The following is a 23,037-nucleotide window of genomic DNA, read 5'->3' on the forward strand; positions in this document are numbered from 1 at the left end:
TCATGGGGATGTCGCGATCACTGGGAGAGCGGCGCGTGCAGGCTGTAGCCGGTGTTGCGGATGGTGTGGATGAGCTGGGTCTCGAACGGCCTGTCGACCTTGGCCCGCAACCGGCTGATATGGGTCTCGACGACACTTGTCTTGGGATCGAAATGAAAATCCCAGACGCGCTCCAGCAGCATGGTGCGGGTGATCACGCGGCCCTCGCCGCGCATCAGCACCTCGAGCAGGCTGAACTCGCGCGGCTGCAGGTCGATCGGCTGGCCCTGCCTGACGACGCGCCGCATGATCAGGTCCATTTCGAGGTCGCCGACCCTGAGCACCGTTTTCTGCTCCTGCGCGGCCGGGCGCCGGCCGAGCGCGTTGATGCGGGCCAGCAGTTCGGAAAAGGCGAAGGGCTTGACCAGATAGTCGTCGCCGCCGGCCTCGAGCCCCTCGACGCGGTCGTCGATGCCGCCGACGGAGGTGAGGAAGATCGCCGGCGTGCGCACGCCGGCGGCGCGGACCGCCTTCACCATCGACAGGCCGTCGAGGCCCGGGATCATTCGGTCGGCGACGATCACGTCGTAGCCGCCGGAGGTCGCGGCGAAAAGCCCGTCATGCCCGTTGCGCAAGAGGTCGCAGACATGGCCGGCCTCGGTCAGGCCGCGCACGATATAGTCCGCTGTCCTATGGTCGTCCTCGACGAGAAGTAATCGCATCGCTGTTCCGGTTGACTGCCGATATCGGCGACAGGCTATCACCGGCTCGGGTTCGTTCCTAGGAGCGCGGTGAGGCTGGCCAGGCTTGCGCGCTCACCCGAGTTCATTCCGAGTCCAGCAGCATCTCGTCGAGCTCATCGGCATTCTTCCTGAGCGTCATATAGAGGACAAGGGCGACGATGCAGCCGAGGAAGAGCAGGCTGGTGAAGGTGGTGCCGAAGCCGAGGCCGCCATATTCGACGGGCTGCGACAGCCAATCGCCGAAGGACGCGCCAAGCGGCCGTGTCAGGATGTAGGCGAGCCAGAACGCCAGTATGGCGTCGAGGCTGACGAGATAATACGCGAGCGCGATGAGCGCGATGACGCCGCCGAACAGCAGGCCCGTGGTCAGATAGCCCATGTCGAAGCTCTCGGCGACCAGGTCGCCGGCGGCGGTGCCGAGCGAGAAGGTGAACAGGATCGCCAGCCAATAGAATATCTCGCGCCGGGTGGTGAAGATGGTGTGGATCGAGAGCGTCCGTTCGGCCGCGTACCAGACCGCGAATGTCGCCGCCAGCACCACGGAAAAGGCAATCGTGGTGGTCTGCAGGCGCACGCCGAAAGTGTCGACCAGATTGTCCGTGACCAACGTACCGACGACGCTGATCAGCACCACCGCCAGCCAGTATGCCCAGGGCACGTAGCGCTTCTGCGCGAATTGGACGACAAGGGCGACCACCAGGACGCCGGTCATGATCAGCGAAGTGACGGTCAGCCCAAGACCAAGGTTGACGGTGAGATAGTCGGCCGCCGTCTCGCCCATGGTCACCGCCATCAGCTTGATGAGCCAGAAATCGACGGTGACTTCGGGAACCCTGTTTTGGGCCGGCCCGGCTGAATTGGGAGCGAGCATGGCTGAAATCCGATGTCGATGGTTGCGGCGGTCTGGCATCCGAACAATAGGGAGGCGACTTCTCTCCAGCCTTTCCGGTGCCATACAAATTCGTAAGGAGGGCGGCGGCCGGCGCAATAGGCCTTTACGAAAGTCTCGCGATGCGCTGATAGAGGGCGAGCGCCTTGTATCCGCCATCAATGGCGTGCCCCAGTGGCCCGGCCTGCACCAAAGTGCTCAGGAACAGACAGATGACCTACGCGTCCCTCAAGCCGGTTTCAAAGGCTTTCATCCAGCGCAAGCGGCTGGTTTTCACCCGCGTCGCGGCGGCGCTGGCGGTGCTGCTGCTGTTCCTGACCAAACCGGCGCTCAGCGAAGGGTCGAACGGGCACGAGACGCTCGAACTGGTCGGCTTTTGCCTGGTTCTGATTTGCGTTGCCGGCCGGCTGTGGAGCATCCTCTATGTTGGCGGCAAGAAGAACGAGGAGCTGGTCTCGACGGGGCCGTTCTCGATGAGCCAGAACCCGCTCTACTTCTTCTCGACGGTCGGCGCTGTCGGCATCGGCCTGCTCTACGGCTCACTGGTCGCGGCCGCTTTGCTTGGCGTCGCCAGCTTCCTGATCTTCCGCGTCACGGCGCGCAAGGAAGCCGAATTTCTGCTGGGCAAGTTCGGCCCGGCCTATAGCAGCTACATCAAGGCGACGCCCCGGTTCTGGCCTAACCCGCTGCTCTACCGCGACAATGACGAGCTGCAGTTTTCGACCCGCGCGCTGAGGCGCACCTTCTTCGACGGGCTCTACTTCCTCGCCATCTTTCCGGTCATCGAGCTCGTCGAGTATTTCCGCGAAAGCGGCCTGCTGCCGGCTTTCATCACGCTCTACTGAAGGTCGAGCCGAACCACAAATTATCCGGCTAATCATTTTCACGCGGCGCTGCGGCCGTCGAGCAGCCGGTAATACTGGCTGAAGGCGAAGACGCCGATCCTGCGCAAGGCGTGCAGGGCGTAACGGTCCGGGGCGGTGACGGGGAAGGGGAGGTCGGCCGGCGCTGTGCCCAAAGCGAGATCGGCGAGCAGCCTGCCTATCGTGGTGCAGGCGGCGACGCCGCGCCCGTTGCAGCCCAGCGCCGTGAACAGGCCCGGCGCCAGCATGTGGATATGCGGCATCGTGTCCTTGGTGATCGCGACCTTGCCGCTCCAGACGAACTCGACCGGCGCGCCCGCGGCCTGCGGGAAGATGCGGGCAAGAGCGGCCTTGAGGGGTGCTGCATCGTCCATGGTCGGGTTGTCGTCGACGGGCGAGCGTCCGCCCATGACCAGCCGGCCCTCATGGTCGAGCCGGAAATAGAGCAGGAGCCGCCTGGTGTCGGCGACGCCCTGGCCGCCGGGCAGGATGGTTTTCCTCACCGATGGCGCCAGCGGCTGCGTGGCGATCTGGAAACTGGTCACCGGTATGACGGTCTGGCGCAGGCCCGGCCACAGCTTCCCCGTATAGGCATTGGTGGCGAGCACGACCTGTCGGGCGCGGATCGAGGCCTGGCCTAGATCGAGCCGCCAGTGGTCGCCGTCCCGGCGCAGCCCAAGCGCCGGTGACCGCGCCAGCACGGTCGCGCCCTCCGCGATCGCGGCCGCGGCCAGGCCGCGCGCATAGCTCAGCGGCTGCAGCACGCCGCCGCGCGGGTCGAACCAGCCGCCATGATAGGCATCGGGCGCCGAGCCGGTGAGCGCGGCTATTTCCTTGACGTCGAGCAGGCGGGCCTCGACGCCCCTGGCGCGCCATTGCCGGAAGCGGGGCGTGACGATGTCGGAAAAAGGTCCCGGCCCGTGCGCGCCCTGGATCCAGCCGGTGCGCCGCGCATGACAGTCGATGCGGTATTTCTCGATGATGTCGAAGACCAGATCGCCGCCGGCGCCGAAGGTCTTGGTGATGGCCGCGCCCAGCGCTTGTCCGAATTTGGCTTCCAGCGTGTCGGGGTCGTGTTTCAGCCCGGCGATGATCTGGCCGCCATTGCGTCCGGAGGCGCCCCAGCCCGGCTCGCTGGCTTCCACGACAATCACCCTCCGGCCGGCTCGCGACAGATGCAGGGCCGTGCTGAGGCCGGTATAGCCGGCGCCGACGATGGCGACATCGGCCACGGCATCGCCCTTGGCCTCGGCATAGGCGGGCGCGGGTGTGGCGGTGGCCGCCCAAAGGCTGGCCGGCAAGGCCTGGGGTGCGTCAGCGGGCATGGCTGATCTCCGGGAAAGAATGCGATGCGGCGCCCCGGCCGGTCGTCCGCCGGGGCGCCTGGGCTCGAGCCTGGCGGCTCACTGCAGCATCAGCTGGTTCCATTTTTCCTCATAGGCGACGGAATATTTGTTGGCCTCGCCCTCGTTGAGGATCAGCATGTCCTTGATGTTGTCGGGTGCCATGACGAGGATTTTCTTCGTCTCGGCGTCGGCGCCCGATGTTGCGCTGGAAAGGACCGGGCCGTAGGTCTTCAGGTCGAGCAGCTTCGCCTGCTGGGCTTCGGCAAGCGCGAAGTCGATCGCTTCATGCGCCAGCGCGACATTGGGCGATCCCTTGGGAATGACCCACCAGTTGGCCCAGGCAATGCCGTCCTTGTAGGTGAAGCCCACCGGCGCGCCTTCCGCTTCCGCCGCCAGCACGCGGCCGCTCCAGGCCGATGACAGCGCCAGCTCGCCCGAGGAGAGCAGCTGCGGCGGCTGCGCGCCGCTGCCCCACCAGACACTCACATGCGGCTTCAGCTCCTTGATCTTTGCCATCGCCATGTCGGCTTTCTCGGTGGTGTAGGGAAACACCTCGTCGTGCTTCAGGCCCGAGGCAAGCAGGGCCGCCTCATAATTGTAGTAGAAGAAGCGGTAGAGGCCGCGCGGTCCGGGAAAGCGCTTCACGTCCCAGAAATCGGCCCAGGATTGCGGACCGGCGTCCGGGAAAGCCGTCTTCGACCAAGCCATGATGGTGGCGCCTGTCGAGGTGGCGATGCCGTTGGGCGCGACCCAGCCTTTTTCGAGCGCGGCGGCGTTGGGCACCTTGGCGACGTCGATGGGTTCGAGGAACCCTTCATCGGCGCCTTGCCAGACCGTGCGGCCGCCGACATCGACGAGGTCCCATTCGACCGCCTTGGCCTGGACCATGGCCTTGATCTTGGCGGTCTCGGTCGGCGAGGTGTTGACGACCTGGATGCCCTTGAGCTGGCCGAACGGATCGATGAAGGCCGCTTTTTCGGCATTGGACAGCGCACCGCCCCAGGAGGTGAAGGTGAAGGGCCGGCCATCGGCCCGCGCCAGCCGCGGAAGACCCGTCGCGCCGGCCAGCAGGCCGCCCGCTGCCGTCAGAAGGAAAGTACGCCTATGCATCAGCTTTCTCCGTTTTGGTGGGTTTGGATGGGGAATGGGGGACGGCGCGGGCGTGGCCCGGTTTCCACGAGACATGAACCCTGGCGCCGGCCCGCAAGGTCCGGTCGGTGATCTGGCGGGCGGCGAGCGTCTCACCGCCGTCCAGCCGCAAGGTGAGCTGGGTCAGTTCGCCGAGATAGATCACCTCGACGATCTCGGCGGCGACACCGTCGCCGCCGAGGCCAAGCTCGATATGCTCGGGGCGGATCAGCAGCCGTGCCGGTTCGCCTGTCGCCGTGCCAGGGGCGGCGTCGACGGCGATTGTCCTTCGGAACGCTTCGACGTCGACCGAGGCCTGTCCGCCCGATGTCGAGAGGACGCGCACCGGCAGCAGGTTGGATTCGCCGATGAAGCCGGCGACGAAGGCGTTGAGCGGGCGGTCGTAGAGGTCGTCGACCGTCCCCAATTGCTGGATGCGGCCGCCATCCATCACCGCGATGCGGTCGGAGAGCACCAGTGCCTCCTCCTGGTCGTGGGTGACGTAGATGGTGGTGCGGCCAAGCTTCTGGTGCAGCCGGCGCAGTTCGAGCTGCACCGAGCGGCGCAATTGCTTGTCGAGCGCGCCGAGCGGCTCGTCCATCAACAGCACGTCGGGTTCGATGACCAGCGCGCGGGCCAGCGCCACGCGCTGCTGCTGGCCGCCCGAGAGTTGCTGGACGGGCCGGTCGGCAAAACCGTCGAGCCGCATCAGGGCAAGGATCTCGCCGACGCGCCGCGCTATCTCGGGCTTTGGCAACCGGCGTACGCTCAGCCCATAGGCGACGTTCTCGCCGACGCTCATATGCGGAAACAGCGCGTAGTTCTGAAACACCATGCCGATGTTGCGGTGGCGCGCCGGCATATGGGTTACGTCGCGCGCGCCGATACGGATCTCGCCCGCCGTCGGCTCGACATAGCCGGCGGTGAGGTTGAGCAGCGTCGTCTTGCCCGAGCCCGAGGGGCCGAGCAGCGTCAGGAATTCGCCCGCCTTCACGTCGAGGTCGGTCGGCTCCAGCGCCCGGAAGCCGCCATAGGTCTTCGACACGCCGGCGAGGCGCAGCGACTGTCCCGATTGGATAGGGGTCATCGGCTCGGGCTCCCGGTTTTGCGGCTGAAGATTTGCGCGAGCGCGAACAGGACGATGGCGAGCGCGATCATCACCGTGGCGGCGACCGCGATGACCGGGGTGAATTCCAGACGGATCGATTCCCAGATCTTCACCGGCAGTGTCTTGGAGGCGTAGCCGGCCATGAACACGGCGATGATCACCTCGTCGAAGGAGGTGATGAAGGCGAAGATGGCGCCGCCGACGATGCCGGGGGTGATGTTGGGCAAGGTGACGGTGCGGAAGATCCGCCACGGGCCGGCGCCGAGGCCGGCGGCGGCGCGCAGCCAGTTGTCGTCGACGGCACGAAGCGCGATGCCGACATTGATGACGACGAAAGGCAGCGCCAGGATGGCATGGCCAAGGCTCATGCCAAGGATGGTGCCGCTCAGGCCGACATCGAGCGCGCTGCGGTAGAGCGCCACGGCGGTGACGATGACGGGCACGATCATCGGCGCCAGAAACAGGCCGGTGACCAGCGTGCGCCAGCGGCCGTCGATGCGGCGCAGGCCGATCGCCGCCAGCGTGCCGAGCGCCACCGCGATGATGGTGGCCAACGCGGCGACCTCGACGCTGTTGACGAGCGACGTGCGCCACTCCGGATCGGCGAGGAAGCGCTCGTACCAGACGCCGGACCAGGCGCGCGGCGGCAGATAGATGAAGCTCGCCTTGTTGAAGGAGGCCGGCACCACGGCCAGGATCGGCAGCACAAGGAAGGCCAGCACCAGGCTGGCGCCGGCATTGGCCGATATGCGCAGGACGAGCGGCAGCCTGTTCATCGCGCGAACAACCCCCTCTCGATCGGCAGCAGCCGGGCGGTCAGCGCCATCAGCACCAGCACGATCGCCAGCAGCGCCAGCGAGCCGGCGGCCGCGAGCGACCAGGCGAGGCGGTCGTTGACGAAGCTGGCGATCAGCATCGACAGCGTGATGGCATTCGAGCCGCCAAGCAGGGCAGGCGTGATGAAGAAGCCGAGCGACAGCAGGAAGACGAAGGTCGCGCCGCCGGCGAGGCCGGGCAGGCAGAGCGGCAGATAGATGCGCCGGAAGGTGTCGATGAGGCCGGCGCCGAGCCCGTCGCTGGCCAGCAGCAGGCGGCGGTCGATGCGAACCATGGCGCCGTAGAGCGGCAGGATCATGTAGGGCAACAGGACATGGATCATGCCCACCAGCACGCCGACATTGTTGAACAGCAGCGCCAGCGGCGCTTCGGTGATGCCCGTTGCCATCAACAGCCGGTTGATCGGCCCGTTGCGCTCCAGAAGCAGCATCCAGGAAAAGGTCCGCACCAGCACCGAAATCCAGAAGGGGAACAGCACGCCATAGAGGGCGAGGCCGAACCAGACGCCTTCGAGGCGCGACAGGACATAGGCGACCGGCCAGGCGAGCAGTACGCAGAGCGCCGTGACCATGAGCGCGACGACGAAGGTGTTCCACATCACCTGGCGATAGACGGCGCTGTCGGCGAGCACGCCGAAGGTCGCGAACGGACCGGCCGGATCGGTGAAGGCGAGCGAGAACAGACGCCCCAGCGGCACCACGAAAAGCAGCGCCAGCACGACCAGTGCCGGGCCGAGCAGGCATGCGGTCTCCAGATGCCGGCGCGCCATCACGACGGCACGCCCCTGCTGTCTTGGCGGGACGAGGGCATCAGGCGACCTCGCTGAAGACACCAATGCCGCGCTTGCGGATCTGGCCGGCCACGATCACGCGCTGGATTTCCGAAGTGCCTTCCCAGATGCGGTCGACGCGGATGTCGCGGTAGAGCCGCTCGACCGGGTTCTCGCGCATGTAGCCGCGTCCGCCGAGAACCTGCAGCGCCTTGTCGATGACGCGGCCCGCGGCCTCCGAACAGTAGAGTTTCAGCGCGCTGGCATGGGCGTGCACGCGCTTGCGGTCGAGACCCTGGTCGATCTCCCAGGCGACACGGTAGAGCATCGACTTGGCGGCGAAGATCTCCACCGCCATGTCGGCCAGCATGAACTCGACGCCCTGGAAATCACGGATCGGCCGGTCGAACTGGTGTCGGGAGGTGGCGTAGTCGTTGGCGATTTCGGCGGCGCGGGTCGCGGCGCCCACGGCATGCGAGGCGATCTGCAGGCGGGCCTCGACGAACCAGTCCTTGGTCAGTTCCAGCCCCTGGCCGATCTTGCCCAGCATCTTGTCCTCGCCGACCGTGGTGCCCTCGAAGCGAAGCTCGGCATGGTCGAAAGCGAAATTGTGCATGAATTTCGGCGAGCGCAGATGCACCATGTTGTTCACCGGCTTGTCGACCAGAAATAGTGTCGGCTTGTCGGGGTCGTCGTCGACATGGGCATGGACGATGACGAAGTCAGAGGCGTTGTAGGAGGTGACGAACCATTTTTCGCCGGTCAGGTGCCACTCACCGTTCTTCAGCACGGCGCTTGTTTTCACGCGCCGTGGGTCGGAGCCGGCCTCCGGTTCGGTGATGGCGAAGGCGCCGCGGCGGTGGCCGTGCGAGGAGGGGATCAGATAGTCCTGCTTCTGCGCCTGCGTGCCGAATTTCAGGCTGACCGGCGGGCGCCAGACGCAGCTCCACAGGCCGTTGGTGACGCGGCCGAGCTGTTCCTCGATCGCCGTCTGCTCGACCATGGTCAGGCCGAGCCCGCCATTCTCTCTGGAGTGGTTGATGCCAGCCAGGCCCCAGTCGCGCACCTGCTGGCGCACGGCCTCGCGGCGCTCCATCGGCAGTTCGCCATGTTCGTCGGTGACGGCTTCCAGCGGCAAGAGCACCTGGTCGCAGAAGTCGCGGCCCTTTTTCGAGAGTTCCTTTTCGCGCGGGCTGAGGTCGAAATTCATGGCAATCCCCTAATGCAATTCATCGTGTTGACGACCGGCATGGCGGCCGAGCAGAAGCGCGTCGACGGCCATGCAGCCACGGTCGGAAATCATGAGCGGGTTGACGTCCATCTCGTCGATGAGGTCGCCGAGATCGGCGGCAAGCATCGAGAAGCGCGCCAGCACGGTGGCAAGCGCCCGCCGGTCGGCCGGTGGCTGGCCGCGCCCGCCATCGAGCAGCGGACTTGTCTTCAGTCGGCCGATCAGCGCTTGCGCCCGTTCGAGGCTGAGCGGCGGCAGGGCGACCGCGCGGTCCCTCAGCACTTCGATCCAGACGCCGCCGGAGGCGACGACCAGATAGGGTCCGAACTGTGGGTCGCGGATCAGGCCGAAAGCGATCTCGACACCCTTGGGCGCCATCTCGGCGACAAGCACCTCCGGGCCAAGCCGCAGCGCCATATCGGCATAGGCATCCATCAGCGCCGCCGCGTCGCCAAGGCGAAGGCGGACACCGCCGACGTCCGATTTGTGCTGGATGCCCGGGACCGCGGTCTTCAGCGCGACGGGAAAGCCGATTTCCCGCGCGGCGGCGAGAACGTCATCTTGTGTGGCGGCGGCGATGACGCGCGGCGTGGCGATGCCGTAGTCGGCCAGCAGCGCCAGCGCTTCGCTTTCGCCAAATGGCCTGGCTTCGCCGAGGCGGCGGCGCCAGCGTTCGCGGACATCGCGCGTCACGGCGGGCGCAAATATGTGGGTCGCGGCGCGCCGGTCGCGGAACGCCAGCAGGTTGCTGATGGCGTGCAGGCCTTCCTCGGTGCCGTCGATGACCGGCACGCCGGCCTCCGTCGTGGCCAAGGCCAGCGCGCGATGGTTCACCGTGGCGTAGTTGCTGACCACGGCCACCGGCTTGCCGGTCTTGGCGCTGGAGCGGATCACGGCCCGGGTGAAACCCTCGGCGATGTAGGAACCGTCGCGTATGTCCTGGAACAGCACGCAGATGGCGGTATCGGGATCGGCAAGCATGGCGTCCATGCAGGCCTCGACATGGATTTCGAAATCGAGGCCCGAGCCCCAGACGTCGAGCGGGTTTGCCGGTTGCAGGCCGCTGTCGAGATGCAGCCGCAGCCCCTCGCGGGTGTGCTCGGAGATGGCGGCAAACGGGACGCCGGCCTTGGCGGCGAGGTCGGCGACCATTTCGCGTTCGCCGCCGGAATCGTGCAGGCTGGCAAGGCCGCCTTTCGCCGCCGGCCTGCCGGCCGAGAACAAAGTGAGATTGGCGGCGAGCTGGTCCAGCGTGTCGACGCTGAAGACGCCCCATCTGTCGAACAGCGCCTCATAGGCGGCATTGTCGCCGGCGATGGCGCCGCTATGGCTGGCGGCGAAGCCGGCGCTCAGCTCGGTGCGGCCGACCTTCAGCGCCACCACCGGAATGCCGAGGCGGTCGGCCTTTTCCAGGCAGCGGGCGAAATCGTCCGGCCGGCGCGCGGTTTCTAGGAACAGGCCGATGACTGTCGTGTCGGGTTGGTCGAGCGCCCAGTCGACATAGTCGGCCGTCGTCGTCGTCAGCTCGCGGCCGCTGGAGACGCAGAGCTGGAACTTCAGCCGCTGGTCATTATAGGCGAGCGCCGAGAAGGCCGAGCCCGACTGCGTGACCAGGGCCACACCACCGGGCCTCATGGCGAGATTGGCGGCGAAGCCGGAAACGCGCAGGCCGATCTGCGGGTTGCAGAAGCCCATGCCGTTGCCGCCGCAAATGACGATGCCGGCGTCGCGGGCGATGTCGGTCAGGCGGGCGGCGAGCGGGTCGTTGGCGGCTCCGGTCAGGTCGCAGCTGGCGAAGATGGTGACCGCCCTGGCGCCGTGCCGCGCGGCGGCCAGCAGATTGCTTTCGAGATAGTCGTTGGCGACGCCGAGCACGACATGGTCGACCGTCTCAGGCAGGCCCGCCAGATCGGGGAAGCACGACACGCCTTCCACTTGATCGTATTTCGGATTGATGGCGTAGACCCGGCCCCGATAACCGTCCATCGCCGCCGCCCGCACCATAGTGTTGCCCGGCGTGTTGGGGCGCACCGAGGCGCCGACGAAGGCGATCGATGCCGGCCGCAGCAGCGCATCGAGGCGATGCCCCGTCTGTGTCATGCCGCCAAGGGCGGCGATGGTTCCGGCCAAATGTCTGCTCCCACGGCTCGTTCCCGAAGCCTCTTGCCGCCCCCGCTTGTTCAGCCTTCGCGGGGTTCGGGTCGGGGCGACTATAAGGCCGGCAAACGATCGCGCACGGTCCGAATAGTCACGAGCCGATGATCTGTAGTCATGGGGTGCAAGCGGGACGGCGACCTAGCCGGCCAGGATTTCCCGCTTCATCACGGCCATTTCGTTGAGCAGCCAATCGCGCACCAGCACGGCCGGCTTGCGAAGGGGACGCCGTGCCGTTGCCACCAGGTAATAGTGATCGCCGGTGCGCAGTTCATGCCTGGCGCCCTTGACCAGTCCCTTCTGCAGCAATTCATGCGCCACGACATGCCACCAGCCGAGCGCCATGCCACGGCCCTTGATCGCCGCCTGGATGACCAGCGTGTAATCGGAGAATGTCAGGCTGCGGCTGCCCGCCGGCTGCGGATAGTCGAACTGCTGGAGATAGCGTTGCCAGGGAATGCGCAGCGAGCCGGAGAGATGGGCAAGCGTGTGCCGGCCGAGATCGCCGCAATCGTCTAGGCTGCCATGCTCGGCCAGGTAGCCGGGGCTGCAGACCGGCAATACCACCTCTTCCATCAGCTCCCAGCTCTGCTGTTCGGCATTGGACGGCTGGTTGTAGCGGATGGCGAGATCGACATCCTCGATCGGCCCGGTCGGTTCGCCGCGCACCAGCTGGAAGCGCAGGTCGATGCCCGGGAAGGAAGCCTGGAAGCGGTCGAAACGCGGCATGAACCAGTGCATGGCGAAGGCCGACGAGAGTGACAGCGTTACCGTGCCGGCCTCGCCCTGGCGTGCCCTGATGTCGTCGAGCGCGATCTCGATCTGCTGGAAGCCGCTGCCGACGGCGCCGTAGAGCAGGCGGCCGTCGTCGGTCAGGTCGATGCCTGTCGGGGCGCGGACGAACAGCTTGACCTCGAGGTGGCTTTCCAGCCGGGCGATCATGCGGCTGATCGCCGACTGGGTGACGTTGAACTCGCGCGCCGCACTGGTGAAATTAAGATGACGGGCGGCGGCCTCGAACATGAAGATGGCGTTGGGGGAAGGCAGAAGCTTGCGCAGGGTCATGGCCGCCAGTCCGTTTCGGGTCCGAAACTTTTTGGAAAGAAGGCGCGGAGATAGGCCCGGCAGGTGGCGCGTGCGCGGTTCCAGTCCACCTCGCCTTGCCCGCGGGTCTGGCTATCGATCCACAGCCCGTCGAAGAGCGCGCTGAGCCCACCGGCGATCAAGCGATGGTCGGTGCATGCCGGCTCGGCGGCGGCGAGTGCTGATATCAGCGGTTCCAGCCGCGCCAGATAGGCGCTGTTCAATTCGCTGAACCGGGTCTTGTAGTCGGCATTGCGCGGTGTCTCGGCCCAGAACGCGGTCCACACGGCAATATGTCTTTCGTCGCCGACATCGGAGCCGAGATCGAGGTCGATCAGCGCTTCGAGCTTGGCCGCGGCGTCCGCATGGGCGTCGCTGCGCGCATGCCATGCCGCCCGGTATTCCTCGACAAGGGCGTCGAGCGATGCGAGCAGCAGCCGTTCCTTGGTCTCGAAATGGAACGACACCAGGCCGTAGCCGCAGCCAGCCTCGCGCGCCACGTCGGCCAGCGTCATGCCCGGCAGGCCTTTGCGGGCGATGACGGTGATCGCCGCTTCGATCAGGCTCTGCCGTCGCCTGGCGACCTTTTCGGCATCGCGGGCTTTCCTGTCTGGCGTGCTCACCCGTCCGGTCCTCTTTCCTTAGCCCTGAGGTCTCGCAGCTCGGTCTCGCGCGGCCATGCCATCCATTCGGGCGCCGCTCCCTGGCTTTCCGGTCGCCGCGAAGGTGTTCAGAACATACAACCATCATTGACTGATCAATCAGTCTACGCGAATATCGGGCCGCCGCAACCCGAAAGACGGGCGACGCGGCGCGCCATAAGGACGGGAAAGACGGACCATGCCCAATGCGCGACTGAAGGGCGGAACCGGCATCGCGGTCCTTGCGTCGGACGATCCGGCCGGCTGGGCCGGACTGATGGCGGCGCTGCCGGCTGATATCGCCGATCGCCTGGCCGGGCTGCAGGCGATCGCCGGTGTCACATGCATTGCGCAATACGGTGCCGAAGGGCACCCGCTGGCGATCGTGGTTGGACAGCGACGGCCGGCGGCGGCGATGATGCGCATTGCCCTGGCCTGGACCGCCGGTGGCTTCATGGCGGCCGATGGCCAGCGCCTGCTGGAGGCTCTGGAGACGGACGCCCTCGCGCAAAATGTGCTTTGCCTGCGCGCCGACGAGGACACGGCGTCGCGCCTCGGCGGCCAGTGGCAGCGGCGCGACGGTTTCCTGCAACGCTGGATCGGCATCGAGCCGAGCCGCCGGCAGGATCGGATACCGCCCTCCTGGCCGCAGACGGCGGGCTTCACCTGCGGGCCGTCGGCGCTCGCCATGGCCATGGCCGGCCTCGATCCGGCCTTGCTGCCGGACCGGGCGCTGGAAGTCGAACTCTGGCGCGAGGCGACGACCATCATCGGTCCGAGCGGCCCAGGCGGCTGCGACCCCTATGGCCTCGCGCTGGCGGCGCACCGGCGCGGGCTGCGGACGGAAGTGTTCATGAGTAGCCCCGGGCCGATCTTCCTCGACCGTGCCAGCTCGGAGGAACGGCGCGGCCTGATGGCGTTCGTGCAGGCGGGATTCAGGCGTGAAGTCGAGGCCGCGGCGCTGCCCAACGCGGCGCGCGCCTTTGCCATCGAGGAGCTGGCGCAAGCGCTCGATCGCGGGCTGCTGGCGCTGGTGCTGATCGATCAGGCGCCGATGATGGGCTACACCTGCCCGCACTGGGTGCTCGTCCACGGCCGTGGCGACGGGGTGTTTTTCCTCAACGATCCCTGGATCGAACCCGACCGGCGCGAACAGGGAATGGATGTCGTCGATCTGCCGATCCTGGAGGCGGAACTCGACCGGATGGCGTGGTACGGCAATCCGGCGTATCGGGCCGCGGTGTTGGTGGGGTCGGGGACTTTCCGTGCTTAGCGGAGACTTCCCATCGTTTCGTCATCCTGGGGCGGAGCAAGGAGCGAAGCGACGCGGCGTAGACCCCGGGATCCATGCCGGGACCTCAAAGCGCTGCCACGGTGCAGAGTTTCGTTCCGCTGCACCCTTCGATGGAGGTCACGGAATGGATCCCAGGGTCTCCGCGACGGAGCTTCGCTCCTGCTCCGCCCTAGGATGACGAAGTTTGAGGCTTCGGCCAAATGTCCATGCTCATCTACGGGAGCGAACGATAGAACTAGCTTCCCAGAGGATAAGGCATGTAGCCGACGAAGCCGGCTATCTTCCAACTCGCGCCGACCTTGCGGCAGAAATACAGCGTCTGCCATTTCAGCCGGTCGACGCTGCCATCGGCCTTGGCGACGCTGCCGTCGAACTTCTTGTGCAGCACGGCGCGGTCGCCGTCGACATCGATGTCGCGCAGATTGGTGACCCGAAACAGCGCCTCGCGCAGCGGCTCGGCGAATTTGGTCGCCGCCGTCTCCTTGGCCTGGCGCAGCCACTCGTCGCGGTAGATTTCCAGCCTGGGGAACTGCAGCCGCCAGGCATCGGCATTGGCCAGGAAATGCGCGTGCATGCCGAAGAAGCTTTCGGCGATGAAATCGTTCTCGACCATCGACCAGTCCTGGCCGATGAAGGCGTCGATGTCGCGCCGCACCAGCATTTCCCAGAGCGCGTGGCGGTCGGCGTCGCCTGAAGGAAACGGGTTCTTGTCGAAGGTCATCGTCGGGTCTCCGGTCTCGCAATGGCGTCTGTCCGTCGTGGCGCGTCGAGCCCGTCCGGCAAGTCCGCACGATGCAAGCGCTTCTGTAATAAAGCAACACGGATTCTAGAGAATGTTGCTTTCCAACAAGGCCTCTATCGTGATCGCCCCGATCGCGGTAAATCTCCTCGCAAAGCGGGCGCCGCCTCGGTGTCCGACCATGTCGTCGGAGGAGGCCGTCCCTTGCCCAAGCAGACTTTTGGAACATCCCATGTGCCGCTGTCGCCCGCCGTGCGGGCCGGCGATTTCGTCTTTGTCTCGGGCCAGGTTCCGGTCGGCGGCGACGGCATCGTGGTCAAGGGTGGCATCACGGAACAGACCGAGCAGGTGCTGGCCAATGTCGAGGCGGCGCTGGCATTGGCCGGATGCACTCTGGACGATGTGGTGAAGACCACCGTCTGGCTGGAAGATGCGCGTGATTTCGGCGCCTTCAATGCGGTGTATGGCCGGCACTTCCCGAAGAACCCGCCGGCGCGCACCACGGTCGAGTCGCGGCTGATGATCGACATCAAGATCGAGGTCGAGGCCGTCGCGTACCGGCCGGTCTGACAGCAGATCATGAAGGCGGAGGCTGCCATGCAATTCGACCTCCTGGTGAAGGGCGGACGGCTGATCGACCCGGCGGCCGGCGTCGATGCGCCGCGCGACGTCGCCATCGCCAATGGCCGGGTCGCCGCGATCGACGCCGACATTCCAGCGACCAGCGCCGCCCAGGTGATCGACGCCACGGGTTGCATCGTCGCGCCCGGTCTCGTCGACCTGCACAGCCACGTCTATTGGGGCGGCACCTCGCTCGGCGTCGATGCCGACCGGCTTGCCGCCAAGAGCGGCACTACCACCTTCATCGACGCGGGCAGCGCGGGCGCGGGCAATTTCCTCGGCTTCCGCCGCCATGTCATGGAGCGCTCGAAAGTGCGCATCCTGGCCTATGTCAACATTTCCTTTGCCGGCATTTTCGGCTTCTCGCAGACGGTATCGGTCGGCGAGTGCGGCGATCTCCGGCTTTGCGAGCCGCGCGAGGTGGTGGCTGCGGCGCGCGAGCACTTCGATGTCGTGGTCGGCGTCAAGGTCCGCTCCGGCAAGCATGCCGGCGGCACCAGCGGCATCGCGCCGGTCGATCTGGCGCTGGAAGCCGCCGACAAAGCCGGACTGCCGCTGATGGCGCATATAGACGAGCCGCCGCCCGGCCGCTCGGAAGTGCTGCCGCGCCTGCGCCGGGGCGACATCCTCACCCATTGCTTCCGGCCGTTCCCCAACGCGCCGGTCTTCGCCTCCGGCGCGGTGCGGCCCGACATGCGGCTGGCGCGCGAGCGCGGCGTCATCTTCGATCTCGGCCATGGCATGGGCTCGTTCGATTTCGAGGTCGCGCGGGCCATGCTGGCCGAAGGGCTGGCGCCCGACGTCATTTCGAGCGACGTGCATCTCTACTGCGTCGACGGGCCGGCCTTCGACATATTGGTCTGCATGTCGAAGCTGATGGCGCTGGGCATGCCGCTGGTCGAGGTTCTGCGCGCCGCCACGCAAGCGCCGGCGCGGGCGATCGCGCGGCCCGATCTCGGCACGCTGGCTGTCGGCACCGTCGGCGATGTCGCCGTGTTACGGCAGCGGACGGGCCGGTTCACTTTCGTCGACGCGGTCGGCGCCTCGCTGGTTGCTGATCAGAGGCTGGTCTGCGAAGGCATCGCCATCGGCGGCACATGGTGGCCGAACGAAGCGGCGAATGATTTGAGCGAGACCGAATGTTTCGAGCCACATGCAAACCATACGCATGTCGAGGTGGCGGCCCAGCATTTCGGGCCTTCATTGTCGTCATCCTAGGGCGGAGCGACGCGAAGCGGAGCGCAGACCCTAGGATCCATGCCGCGACTGCTGCCGAAGAATGCAGCGGTGCAGAACGAAACCTGCACGGTCTCGGCAAAACGGGCCAATCCTGCTAAGCCTTCGCACGTCGCGAACGTCCCGGCATGGATCCTAGGGTCTCCGCGACGGAGCTTCGCTCCTGCTTCGCCCTAGGATGACGAACCCTAGGTCGGCGCGTTGCTGACGGCCCCATAAACCGGCGTCGCAATCCCCTCCATCCGCGCCTTGATCTGCAGCGCCACATATTTCGAATAAAACCGCGACAGCGCCAGATTGCCGCCATGGAACCATAGCGCTTCCTGCGCCGTCGGTTTCCACATGTTGCGCAGTTCGCCTTGCCAGGGGCCGGGGTCGCCCTTGACGCCCGAGCCAAGGCCCCAGCAGGGGCCGACCTTGTCGGCGACCTCGCGCGAGACCAGCGCCGCCACGTTTTCGTTCATCGACTGGTAGCCGGTGCAGGCGATGATGGCGTCGGCCTCAAGCTCGGTGCCGTCCTCGAACAGGATGCCTTTGGCCGTCAGCGCCTTGATCGCCACCCCGCCGCGGATGCCGACCTTGCCGTCGATGATGAGGTCGGAAGCGCCGACGTCGATGTAATATCCGGAGCCGGTGCGGTAGGCCTTCATCAGCAGGCCGGTCTCGTCGTCGCCGAAATCGAGCGCGAAGCCGGAGGCGGCGAGGCGCTCGTAGAAAGCGGCGTCGCGGGCGCGGATGACGTCGTAGAGCGCGCGCTGGCCCTTGGGCACCAAGGCGAAGGGCGTCGAGGCGACCATCATGTCGGCCTTCTCGGTGGTGATGCCGCGCGCCAGCGCATCCTCCGAGAAGATCTCGAAGCCGACCTGCATCAGCGTGTCCGACTTGACCACGGTGGTCGGCGAGCGCTGGATCATGGTGACCTCGGCGCCGCTCTCCCAGAGATCGACGCAGACGTCATGCCCCGAGCTCGCCGCGCCGATGACGGCGACCTTTTTGCCGCGGAATTTCTCGCCGCTCGCATATTGGCTGGAGTGCAGCAGCTCGCCCTTGAAGTCACCGGCTCCGGCCAGGTCGATCTTGCGCGGCGGGCCATAGGCGCCGGTGGCGAAGACGATGTGCTTCGGCTTCAGCGTGATGCGCTGGCCGACGCGATCGACCACCACGGTCCAGACCTTCTCCGCATCGTCATAGGAAGCGCTGAGGCACCTGGTGGCGACCCAGTAATTCAGCTCCATCACCCGCGTGTACATCTCCAGCCAGTCGCCCATCTTGTCCTTGGGGGTGAAGACGGGCCAATTGTCGGGGAATGGGATGTAGGGCAGATGGTCGTACCAGACCGGATCGTGCAGCACGAGCGTGCGGTAGCGGTTGCGCCAGGAATCGCCGGGCCTGGCATTCTTCTCGATGACGATGGTCGGCACGCCGAGCTGCCTGAGCCGCGCACCCAGCATGATGCCGCCCTGGCCGCCGCCGATGACCAGGCAATAGGGCTGCTCCGATGCGCCGAGTTCACGCGTCTCGCGCGCCCGCGCCTCCGACCAGGTCTCGCGTTCCGGGTCGGCCTTGTGGCGCACGCCGAGCGGCCGCGCCGCGCCCTTGCGCTCCTCGAACCCTTTCAGGTCGGTCATCGCCGTGAACAGGGTCCTGCAGCGCCCGTCGCACAAGCGCATGATGCCCTGGCCGGACGCCACGGTGGTCTCGAAGGTGAACCAGGCCTCGATGGTGCCTTCATCCGAAGTCGCCTCGCCGGAGAGGCGCCAGGCGGTGGGCTTCGTCGCCGCCAGCGTCGACTTCAGCATGGCGGCGATGGCCTCGCGGCCTTCCATGGTGGTGACGTTCCAGGTGAAGGTCAGCAGGTCACGCCAGTAGCAGTCGTCGACGAACAGGTTGCTTGCGGCGGATACGTCGCCGGCTTCGAGCGCCTGCGCCAGGGATTGGAGCCATGCGGCCGCCTGTTTGGATGGTGCCATTTCGAGCATTTCTTCTCTCTTGCTGCATGCGCCCAATTGTATCGGACGGTATTGTTGAACCCGGCGCTGCCCCTCATCCGCCTGCCGGCACCTTCTCCCCGTGAACGGGGAGAAGGGAGCTAGTCCCCGAGCGGCTCCATTTCCTTGCCCGTGCGGTGGATCTGGGCGTTGTATTTGATGCGGCGGACCGTCTCGCGCGCCGAGCCATCGAGCTTGTAGGCCGAGGCGACCGCCAGAAGGTCGATCATCGCCAGGAAGGCGAAGCGCGAGGCGGTCGGCTTCAGCGTGTCGGGATATTCGGGCACGGCGACCGTCAGCCTGACGTCGCAGGCGCGGGCGAGTTCGGTATCGGGTGCGGTCACGGCGATCGCGTTGGCGCGGTAGTGCTTGGCGAGTTCGACGGCCTCGATCACTTCGCGCGTGCGCCCGGTCGCCGAGATGGCGATTACCAGGTCGCCGGGCTTCAGGGTCGAGGCGGTCATGCGCATCAGATAGGGGTCGCATTGGGCGCTGATCGAGATGCCATAGCGAAACAGCCGGTACTGGGTTTCCTGCGCCAGCGCCGAGGAGCTGCCGCCGAGCCCGAACACGGTGACCTGGCGGGCGCGGGCGATCAGCTCGGCGGCCTTTTGCAACTCGCCGGGATCGAGCTGCCGCTCGGCCTCTTGCAAGGCACGGCGCGCCTCGCCGAACACGGCGTTCCAGAACGGCATGCCGGAGCCGCTCTCCTTGGCCGGCGACGTGTCCAGATAGAGCGCGCCGACGACCAGACTCTGCGCCAGCTTCAGCTTGAAGTCGCGCACGCCCTCGCAGCCGATGGCGCGGCAGAAGCGGGTCACCGTCGGCTCGCTGACGCTGGCGCGCTGGGCCAGCGCCGCGTTGGAGGCGTCGACTGCGTATTTGACGTCGTCGAGCACGACGTCGGCGACGCGGCGTTCGGCCGGGCGCAATTCCGCGTAAGAATCCTTGACCAGCGAGATAATGTCGGGAATGCGCCGGACAGGCTCGCCCCCGGCTCCCTCTTCGTCCGCGATCGGATGGCTGGCAGCTTCGGTCATGAAGGCGGTCTTCCCTAGCCCGTTTTCGACCTGACCTCTTATCATGTTTGCACGCTGTCGTTCCATGCGTCCGGCCCTGCTGCAACCGTCACGTGCCGCCGGGGCAGTGGCGCATGCACCTGTTCAACTATGTAGGAAAGCAACACAGATTTCAAGCCGAAGAAAAATCCGCTAAAACAAACAGATAACCCAACGCTGCAGTTTCCGTGGTACGCTTACCACCGCGAGCGCTTGACAGCAAAGTAGGATAGTTACACACTGATTTCTGGCAGTCTGGTGACCTATTGGATCATCACGCAATCTCCGAGGGGCGGATGAACGCGGGCGAGATAACAACGCCGAAGCTTGGCGTGCAGGCAGCGACCAAGATCTACCACACGGCGTCCGGTGACCTGCTGGCGCTGGACCGCTGCAGCCTCGACGTCAGGGCCAATGAGATCGTCTCGATCGTCGGGCCGTCCGGCTGCGGCAAGACCACGCTTTTATGGTCGATGTCGGGCCTGCACGGCCTGACCAGTGGCGAGATCCGGCTCGATGGTATCAAGATCACCGGGCCGCATCCCGATATCGGCATCGTCTTCCAGGAAGCCAACCTTCTGCCGTGGCGCAATCTCGACGCCAACATCCGTTTTCCCTTCGAGATCAAGGGCGAGAAACCCGACCGCGCCTGGATCGCGCATCTCCTGAACCGGGTCGGCCTCGACGGCTTCGGCGGCAAGTTTCCGCGCGAGCTTTCGGGCGGCATGCAGCAGCGCGCGGCGATCGTGCGGGCGCTGGCGCTGAAGCCTTCGGTGCTGCTGATGGACGAGCCGTTCGGCGCGCTCGACAGTTTCACCCGCGAGGAGATGAACCGGCTGGTCGAGGAGATCTGGCTCGACACCAAGACCACCATCGTCTTCATCACCCACTCGATCGAGGAAGCGATATTCCTCTCCGACCGCGTGGTGGTGCTGAGCGCCCGGCCGGGCAGGGTCGCCAAGGAATATCGCGTGCCGTTTCCGCGGCCGCGTTCGCTGGAGATCATGGCGACCAAGGAGGTCTTCGACCTCACAAACCGGATCAAGATGGACATTGTCGGCGAGCGCACCAGGCCGAAGGCGCCGGAACGCCCGAGCGCTGAGATCGTGAGGATCAGGCCGTGAGCGACGCCATCCCGGAATTCTCCAAATCGAAATCAGGCGATGGGCAAGACGTCAGCCTGACCAACCTCTCGGCATTCGCCAGCGGCCCCGGCATCAAGTCCGGGAAAGAGGTGGCGGCCATCCTCGCCGTCGCCGTCATCATCATCGGCGGCATCGAACTGGCGCTGCGGCTGTTCCACGTGCCGCTCTACATCATGCCGCCGCCGAGCTCGATCGCCTATGCGCTGCTCGACGAGTTCCCGCTGATCGCGCCGCATCTCGGCTACACGCTGGTCGAGCTGGTGTCCGGCTTTGCCATCGGCGCCGCCGTCGGACTGGTGCTGGCCGCCGTCATCACCCAGTTCCCCTTCGCGGAAAAGATCGTCGCGCCCTACATCCTGCTGCTGGTCACCACGCCGATGCTGGCGCTGGTGCCGCTGCTCATCCTGCGCTTCGGCTTCGGTTACACGCCGCGCATCATTGCGGTGGCGCTGGCCGCAGGGCCGATGGTGATGATCAACGCCGCCACCGGCTTTCGCCGCGTCGACAGCGCCAAGATCGCGCTGGCGCGCTCCTACGGCGCCAGCACCTTGCAAATCTTCTGGAAAATCCGCGCGCCCATGGCGCTGCCGATGATCCTGGTCGGGCTGATGATCGGCGCCATCTTCGGCCTGCTGACCGCGGTCGGCGCCGAGATGGTCGGCGGCGGCTTCGGCCTCGGCAACCGGCTGACCACCTATTCGTCGATGATCCAGATGCCGCAATTCTTCGCCGTGGTGCTGATCCTGTCGATGCTCGGCATCCTGATCTACGTGCTGTTCTTCCTGATCGGCAAGAAATGGGCGAGCTGGGAGGCATAGCCAAAGAGGAAAAAAGCGCCCGGGAGGCGGGCGACTGACCGACATCAAACAAAAAAGGGGAATGCCATGACCAAAGACAATTTCATCCACCAGGCGGGAATGAGCCGCCGTACCTTCCTGCAGGTCACCGGCGCCGGTCTGGTGACGGCGACCGCGCTCGGCGCGTCGGGCCTCAAGGCCAAAGCCGAGGCCTATGGGAAATTCACCTGGATCTCGCCGCGCGGCACGCTCGAAGTGCTCGACGACTATCCCTATTGGGCGGCCAAGAAAGCCGGCTATTTCGACGGGCTCGACACCGACATGCAGCCGGGACCGTCCGACGGCACGGCAACGGTGAAATTCGTCGATGTCGGCCAGGCCGATATGGGCTTTCCCTCGCCCGGCGTGTTCTCCTTCGCCATCCAGAACGGCATGAAGCTGAAGTCGGTGTTCCACATGGGCGCGCGCGACACGTTCTCGATCGCCTTCCGCAAGGGCGAGGGCTCGAACGATCTCAAGAAGCTCGAAGGCAAGACCATCCTGCTCGGCTCCGCCGCCTGGCAGTCGATCACCGACCCGCTGCTGGCCGCGCAAGGCGTCGACATCAAGAAGGTCAAATATGTCGAGGCCGGCTGGCCGACCTGGGGGACCGCGCTGGCCGGCGGCCAGGGCGACGCGGCTTTGTCGTGGGAAGGCCTGCGCGCCGAATGGATCGCCAAGGGTCTCGACTTCGAATACTGGCTCGGCGTGAAGAACTCCAAGCTGCCGGCCAACACCTTTGTCGTGCGTGCAGCCGATCTCGAGGATCCCGACAAGAAGGCGTTCCTGGAAAAATACCTGCGCGGTTGGGCGATGGGGCTGGAATTCGGCTACCAGAACCCGCGCGCGGCGGTCGAAGCGGTGTTCGAGCAGTTCCCGACGCTGGCCAAGAACCTCGGACCGGAGCTCGGCACCACCTCGATCCTGCAGCAGATCAACGTCTTCCGTGGCGATATGGACAAGCGCGGCGGCTGGGGCTCGCACGACATGGCGAGCTGGCAGGGCTTCTTCGACGAGATCCATAAGATCGGCCAGATCACCAGCCCGGTGAAGGCCGAGGATGTCTGCACCAACGACCTGATTCCGGCCGCCAACGACTTCGACAAGGCCAAGGTCAAGGCGGATGCCGACGGCGTCAAACTGTCGGAAGGCTTCGCCGCGCTCGATGTCGAGAAGATCAAGGCGCATCTGTTCGATTCGGCGGTGAAGTAGGGGACGCAATTGCCAAGGTCGGCGCGGCCCCTCATCCGCCTGCCGGCATCTTCTCCCGTATAGTGACGGGGAGAAGGGAAGCGCTCCAACGCTGGCGATTGGTGAAAATCGGTGATGACAGCGTCTTTCTCCCCGTC

At 66.0% G+C, this 23,037-nt stretch carries 21 protein-coding genes and 1 pseudogene; 7 read left to right on the forward strand and 15 right to left on the reverse strand.

All coding sequences use genetic code 11. The annotated features are described in order from the left end of the window. Positions 1-17 precede the first annotated feature (17 nt). Both LB564_RS09105 and LB564_RS09110 read right to left on the reverse strand, forming a co-directional pair. Entirely contained in the window at positions 18-701 is a 684-nt protein-coding gene (locus tag LB564_RS09105) for a winged helix-turn-helix domain-containing protein (protein ID WP_140703665.1), read from the reverse strand. Between the two features lie 103 nt (positions 702-804). Further along, positions 805-1,593, reverse strand: coding sequence for a hypothetical protein (locus tag LB564_RS09110; RefSeq protein ID WP_224536887.1), 789 nt, complete (start codon positions 1,591-1,593; stop codon positions 805-807). Positions 1,594-1,823: 230 nt separating this feature from the next. Between LB564_RS09110 and LB564_RS09115 the strand changes: the two genes are divergently transcribed. Further along, positions 1,824-2,456, forward strand: a complete 633-nt coding sequence (locus tag LB564_RS09115; protein WP_224536890.1) for a methyltransferase family protein — start codon at positions 1,824-1,826, stop codon at positions 2,454-2,456. Positions 2,457-2,494: 38 nt separating this feature from the next. On the opposite strand, the gene LB564_RS09120 is transcribed toward LB564_RS09115, so the two are convergent. From LB564_RS09120 to LB564_RS09160, 10 genes and pseudogenes are all read right to left on the reverse strand, one after another. Further along, positions 2,495-3,799 (reverse strand): NAD(P)/FAD-dependent oxidoreductase, encoded by a 1,305-nt coding sequence (locus LB564_RS09120; protein ID WP_224536892.1) that lies wholly within the window; start codon positions 3,797-3,799, stop codon positions 2,495-2,497. A 78-nt stretch (positions 3,800-3,877) separates the two neighbouring features. Further along, the gene (locus LB564_RS09125) at positions 3,878-4,930 is read right to left on the reverse strand and encodes an ABC transporter substrate-binding protein (protein ID WP_224536894.1); all 1,053 of its coding nucleotides are present in this window, start codon (positions 4,928-4,930) and stop codon (positions 3,878-3,880) included. Continuing rightward, positions 4,923-5,549 (reverse strand): ABC transporter ATP-binding protein, encoded by a 627-nt coding sequence (locus LB564_RS31725; protein WP_411961729.1) that lies wholly within the window; start codon positions 5,547-5,549, stop codon positions 4,923-4,925. The genes LB564_RS09125 and LB564_RS31725 overlap by 8 nt, the downstream gene beginning before the upstream one ends. A gap of 45 nt (positions 5,550-5,594) precedes the next feature. Further along, a pseudogene (locus LB564_RS31730) lies at positions 5,595-5,918 on the reverse strand (ABC transporter ATP-binding protein); the annotation flags it as partial. 113 nt (positions 5,919-6,031) lie between these two features. Continuing rightward, positions 6,032-6,832, reverse strand: a complete 801-nt coding sequence (locus tag LB564_RS09135; RefSeq protein ID WP_224536897.1) for an ABC transporter permease — start codon at positions 6,830-6,832, stop codon at positions 6,032-6,034. Further along, positions 6,829-7,662, reverse strand: coding sequence for an ABC transporter permease (locus LB564_RS09140; RefSeq protein ID WP_224536900.1), 834 nt, complete (start codon positions 7,660-7,662; stop codon positions 6,829-6,831). Before LB564_RS09140 ends, LB564_RS09135 begins: the two co-directional genes overlap by 4 nt. 40 nt (positions 7,663-7,702) lie before the next feature. Then, positions 7,703-8,872 carry an acyl-CoA dehydrogenase family protein gene (locus LB564_RS09145; protein ID WP_224536903.1) on the reverse strand — a complete coding sequence of 390 codons (1,170 nt, stop codon included), beginning with the start codon at positions 8,870-8,872 and terminating at the stop codon, positions 7,703-7,705. Positions 8,873-8,881: 9 nt separating this feature from the next. Next, a complete protein-coding gene (locus LB564_RS09150) occupies positions 8,882-11,023 on the reverse strand; it encodes an acetate--CoA ligase family protein (RefSeq protein WP_224536905.1) in 2,142 nt (713 codons plus the stop codon). A 165-nt stretch (positions 11,024-11,188) separates the two neighbouring features. Further along, entirely contained in the window at positions 11,189-12,112 is a 924-nt protein-coding gene (locus LB564_RS09155) for a LysR substrate-binding domain-containing protein (protein ID WP_140703685.1), read from the reverse strand. Next, positions 12,109-12,753, reverse strand: coding sequence for a TetR family transcriptional regulator C-terminal domain-containing protein (locus LB564_RS09160; RefSeq protein WP_224536908.1), 645 nt, complete (start codon positions 12,751-12,753; stop codon positions 12,109-12,111). Before LB564_RS09160 ends, LB564_RS09155 begins: the two co-directional genes overlap by 4 nt. A 217-nt stretch (positions 12,754-12,970) precedes the next feature. Here LB564_RS09160 and LB564_RS09165 point away from each other — a divergent pair, with 217 nt between their 5' ends. Next, the gene (locus LB564_RS09165) at positions 12,971-14,044 is read left to right on the forward strand and encodes a peptidase C39 family protein (RefSeq protein WP_224536910.1); all 1,074 of its coding nucleotides are present in this window, start codon (positions 12,971-12,973) and stop codon (positions 14,042-14,044) included. Between the two features lie 256 nt (positions 14,045-14,300). Here LB564_RS09165 and LB564_RS09170 read toward each other — a convergent pair whose 3' ends face one another. Beyond that, entirely contained in the window at positions 14,301-14,786 is a 486-nt protein-coding gene (locus tag LB564_RS09170) for a hypothetical protein (protein WP_224536912.1), read from the reverse strand. A gap of 222 nt (positions 14,787-15,008) precedes the next feature. Between LB564_RS09170 and LB564_RS09175 the strand changes: the two genes are divergently transcribed. Both LB564_RS09175 and LB564_RS09180 read left to right on the forward strand, forming a co-directional pair. Further along, positions 15,009-15,374, forward strand: coding sequence for a RidA family protein (locus LB564_RS09175; RefSeq protein ID WP_140703987.1), 366 nt, complete (start codon positions 15,009-15,011; stop codon positions 15,372-15,374). Between the two features lie 27 nt (positions 15,375-15,401). Further along, the gene (locus LB564_RS09180; RefSeq protein WP_224536914.1) at positions 15,402-16,643 is read left to right on the forward strand and encodes an amidohydrolase/deacetylase family metallohydrolase; all 1,242 of its coding nucleotides are present in this window, start codon (positions 15,402-15,404) and stop codon (positions 16,641-16,643) included. A 206-nt stretch (positions 16,644-16,849) separates the two neighbouring features. Here the strand turns inward: LB564_RS09180 and LB564_RS09185 are convergent, their stop codons facing one another. Together LB564_RS09185 and LB564_RS09190 are read right to left on the reverse strand one after the other, a co-directional pair. Beyond that, positions 16,850-18,640 carry an NAD(P)/FAD-dependent oxidoreductase gene (locus LB564_RS09185; RefSeq protein WP_224536917.1) on the reverse strand — a complete coding sequence of 597 codons (1,791 nt, stop codon included), beginning with the start codon at positions 18,638-18,640 and terminating at the stop codon, positions 16,850-16,852. Positions 18,641-18,750: 110 nt separating this feature from the next. Continuing rightward, on the reverse strand, positions 18,751-19,689 hold the full coding sequence (locus tag LB564_RS09190; RefSeq protein ID WP_224536920.1) for a MurR/RpiR family transcriptional regulator: 939 nt from the start codon (positions 19,687-19,689) through the stop codon (positions 18,751-18,753). 314 nt (positions 19,690-20,003) lie between these two features. On the opposite strand from LB564_RS09190, the gene LB564_RS09195 reads away from it, so the two are divergent. The 3 genes from LB564_RS09195 to LB564_RS09205 all read left to right on the forward strand — a co-directional run bounded on the left by LB564_RS09195 (position 20,004) and on the right by LB564_RS09205 (position 22,900). Next, on the forward strand, positions 20,004-20,831 hold the full coding sequence (locus tag LB564_RS09195; RefSeq protein WP_224536923.1) for an ABC transporter ATP-binding protein: 828 nt from the start codon (positions 20,004-20,006) through the stop codon (positions 20,829-20,831). Then, positions 20,828-21,670 carry an ABC transporter permease gene (locus LB564_RS09200; RefSeq protein WP_224536926.1) on the forward strand — a complete coding sequence of 281 codons (843 nt, stop codon included), beginning with the start codon at positions 20,828-20,830 and terminating at the stop codon, positions 21,668-21,670. Before LB564_RS09195 ends, LB564_RS09200 begins: the two co-directional genes overlap by 4 nt. Positions 21,671-21,736: 66 nt before the next feature. Further along, positions 21,737-22,900: an ABC transporter substrate-binding protein gene (locus tag LB564_RS09205; RefSeq protein WP_224536929.1), complete on the forward strand. Its 1,164-nt coding sequence runs from the start codon at positions 21,737-21,739 to the stop codon at positions 22,898-22,900. The last annotated feature ends 137 nt before the right edge of the window (positions 22,901-23,037 follow it).

It is taken from the genome of Mesorhizobium sp. ES1-6, from assembly GCF_020164775.1.
Lineage (GTDB): Bacteria > Pseudomonadota > Alphaproteobacteria > Rhizobiales > Rhizobiaceae > Mesorhizobium.

Coding starts and splice junctions, on each gene's coding strand:
- LB564_RS09115 (WP_224536890.1), top strand. CDS start 1,824: ATGACCTACGCGTCCCTCAAGCCGGTTTCAAAGGCTTTCATCCAGCGC.
- LB564_RS09125 (WP_224536894.1), bottom strand. CDS start 4,930: ATGCATAGGCGTACTTTCCTTCTGACGGCAGCGGGCGGCCTGCTGGCC.
- LB564_RS09165 (WP_224536910.1), top strand. CDS start 12,971: ATGCCCAATGCGCGACTGAAGGGCGGAACCGGCATCGCGGTCCTTGCG.
- LB564_RS09110 (WP_224536887.1), bottom strand. CDS start 1,593: ATGCTCGCTCCCAATTCAGCCGGGCCGGCCCAAAACAGGGTTCCCGAA.
- LB564_RS09120 (WP_224536892.1), bottom strand. CDS start 3,799: ATGCCCGCTGACGCACCCCAGGCCTTGCCGGCCAGCCTTTGGGCGGCC.
- LB564_RS09205 (WP_224536929.1), top strand. CDS start 21,737: ATGACCAAAGACAATTTCATCCACCAGGCGGGAATGAGCCGCCGTACC.
- LB564_RS09105 (WP_140703665.1), bottom strand. CDS start 701: ATGCGATTACTTCTCGTCGAGGACGACCATAGGACAGCGGACTATATC.
- LB564_RS09195 (WP_224536923.1), top strand. CDS start 20,004: ATGAACGCGGGCGAGATAACAACGCCGAAGCTTGGCGTGCAGGCAGCG.
- LB564_RS09190 (WP_224536920.1), bottom strand. CDS start 19,689: ATGACCGAAGCTGCCAGCCATCCGATCGCGGACGAAGAGGGAGCCGGG.
- LB564_RS09140 (WP_224536900.1), bottom strand. CDS start 7,662: ATGGCGCGCCGGCATCTGGAGACCGCATGCCTGCTCGGCCCGGCACTG.
- LB564_RS09185 (WP_224536917.1), bottom strand. CDS start 18,640: ATGCTCGAAATGGCACCATCCAAACAGGCGGCCGCATGGCTCCAATCC.
- LB564_RS31725 (WP_411961729.1), bottom strand. CDS start 5,549: ATGGACGAGCCGCTCGGCGCGCTCGACAAGCAATTGCGCCGCTCGGTG.
- LB564_RS09145 (WP_224536903.1), bottom strand. CDS start 8,872: ATGAATTTCGACCTCAGCCCGCGCGAAAAGGAACTCTCGAAAAAGGGC.
- LB564_RS09155 (WP_140703685.1), bottom strand. CDS start 12,112: ATGACCCTGCGCAAGCTTCTGCCTTCCCCCAACGCCATCTTCATGTTC.
- LB564_RS09135 (WP_224536897.1), bottom strand. CDS start 6,832: ATGAACAGGCTGCCGCTCGTCCTGCGCATATCGGCCAATGCCGGCGCC.
- LB564_RS09170 (WP_224536912.1), bottom strand. CDS start 14,786: ATGACCTTCGACAAGAACCCGTTTCCTTCAGGCGACGCCGACCGCCAC.
- LB564_RS09180 (WP_224536914.1), top strand. CDS start 15,402: ATGCAATTCGACCTCCTGGTGAAGGGCGGACGGCTGATCGACCCGGCG.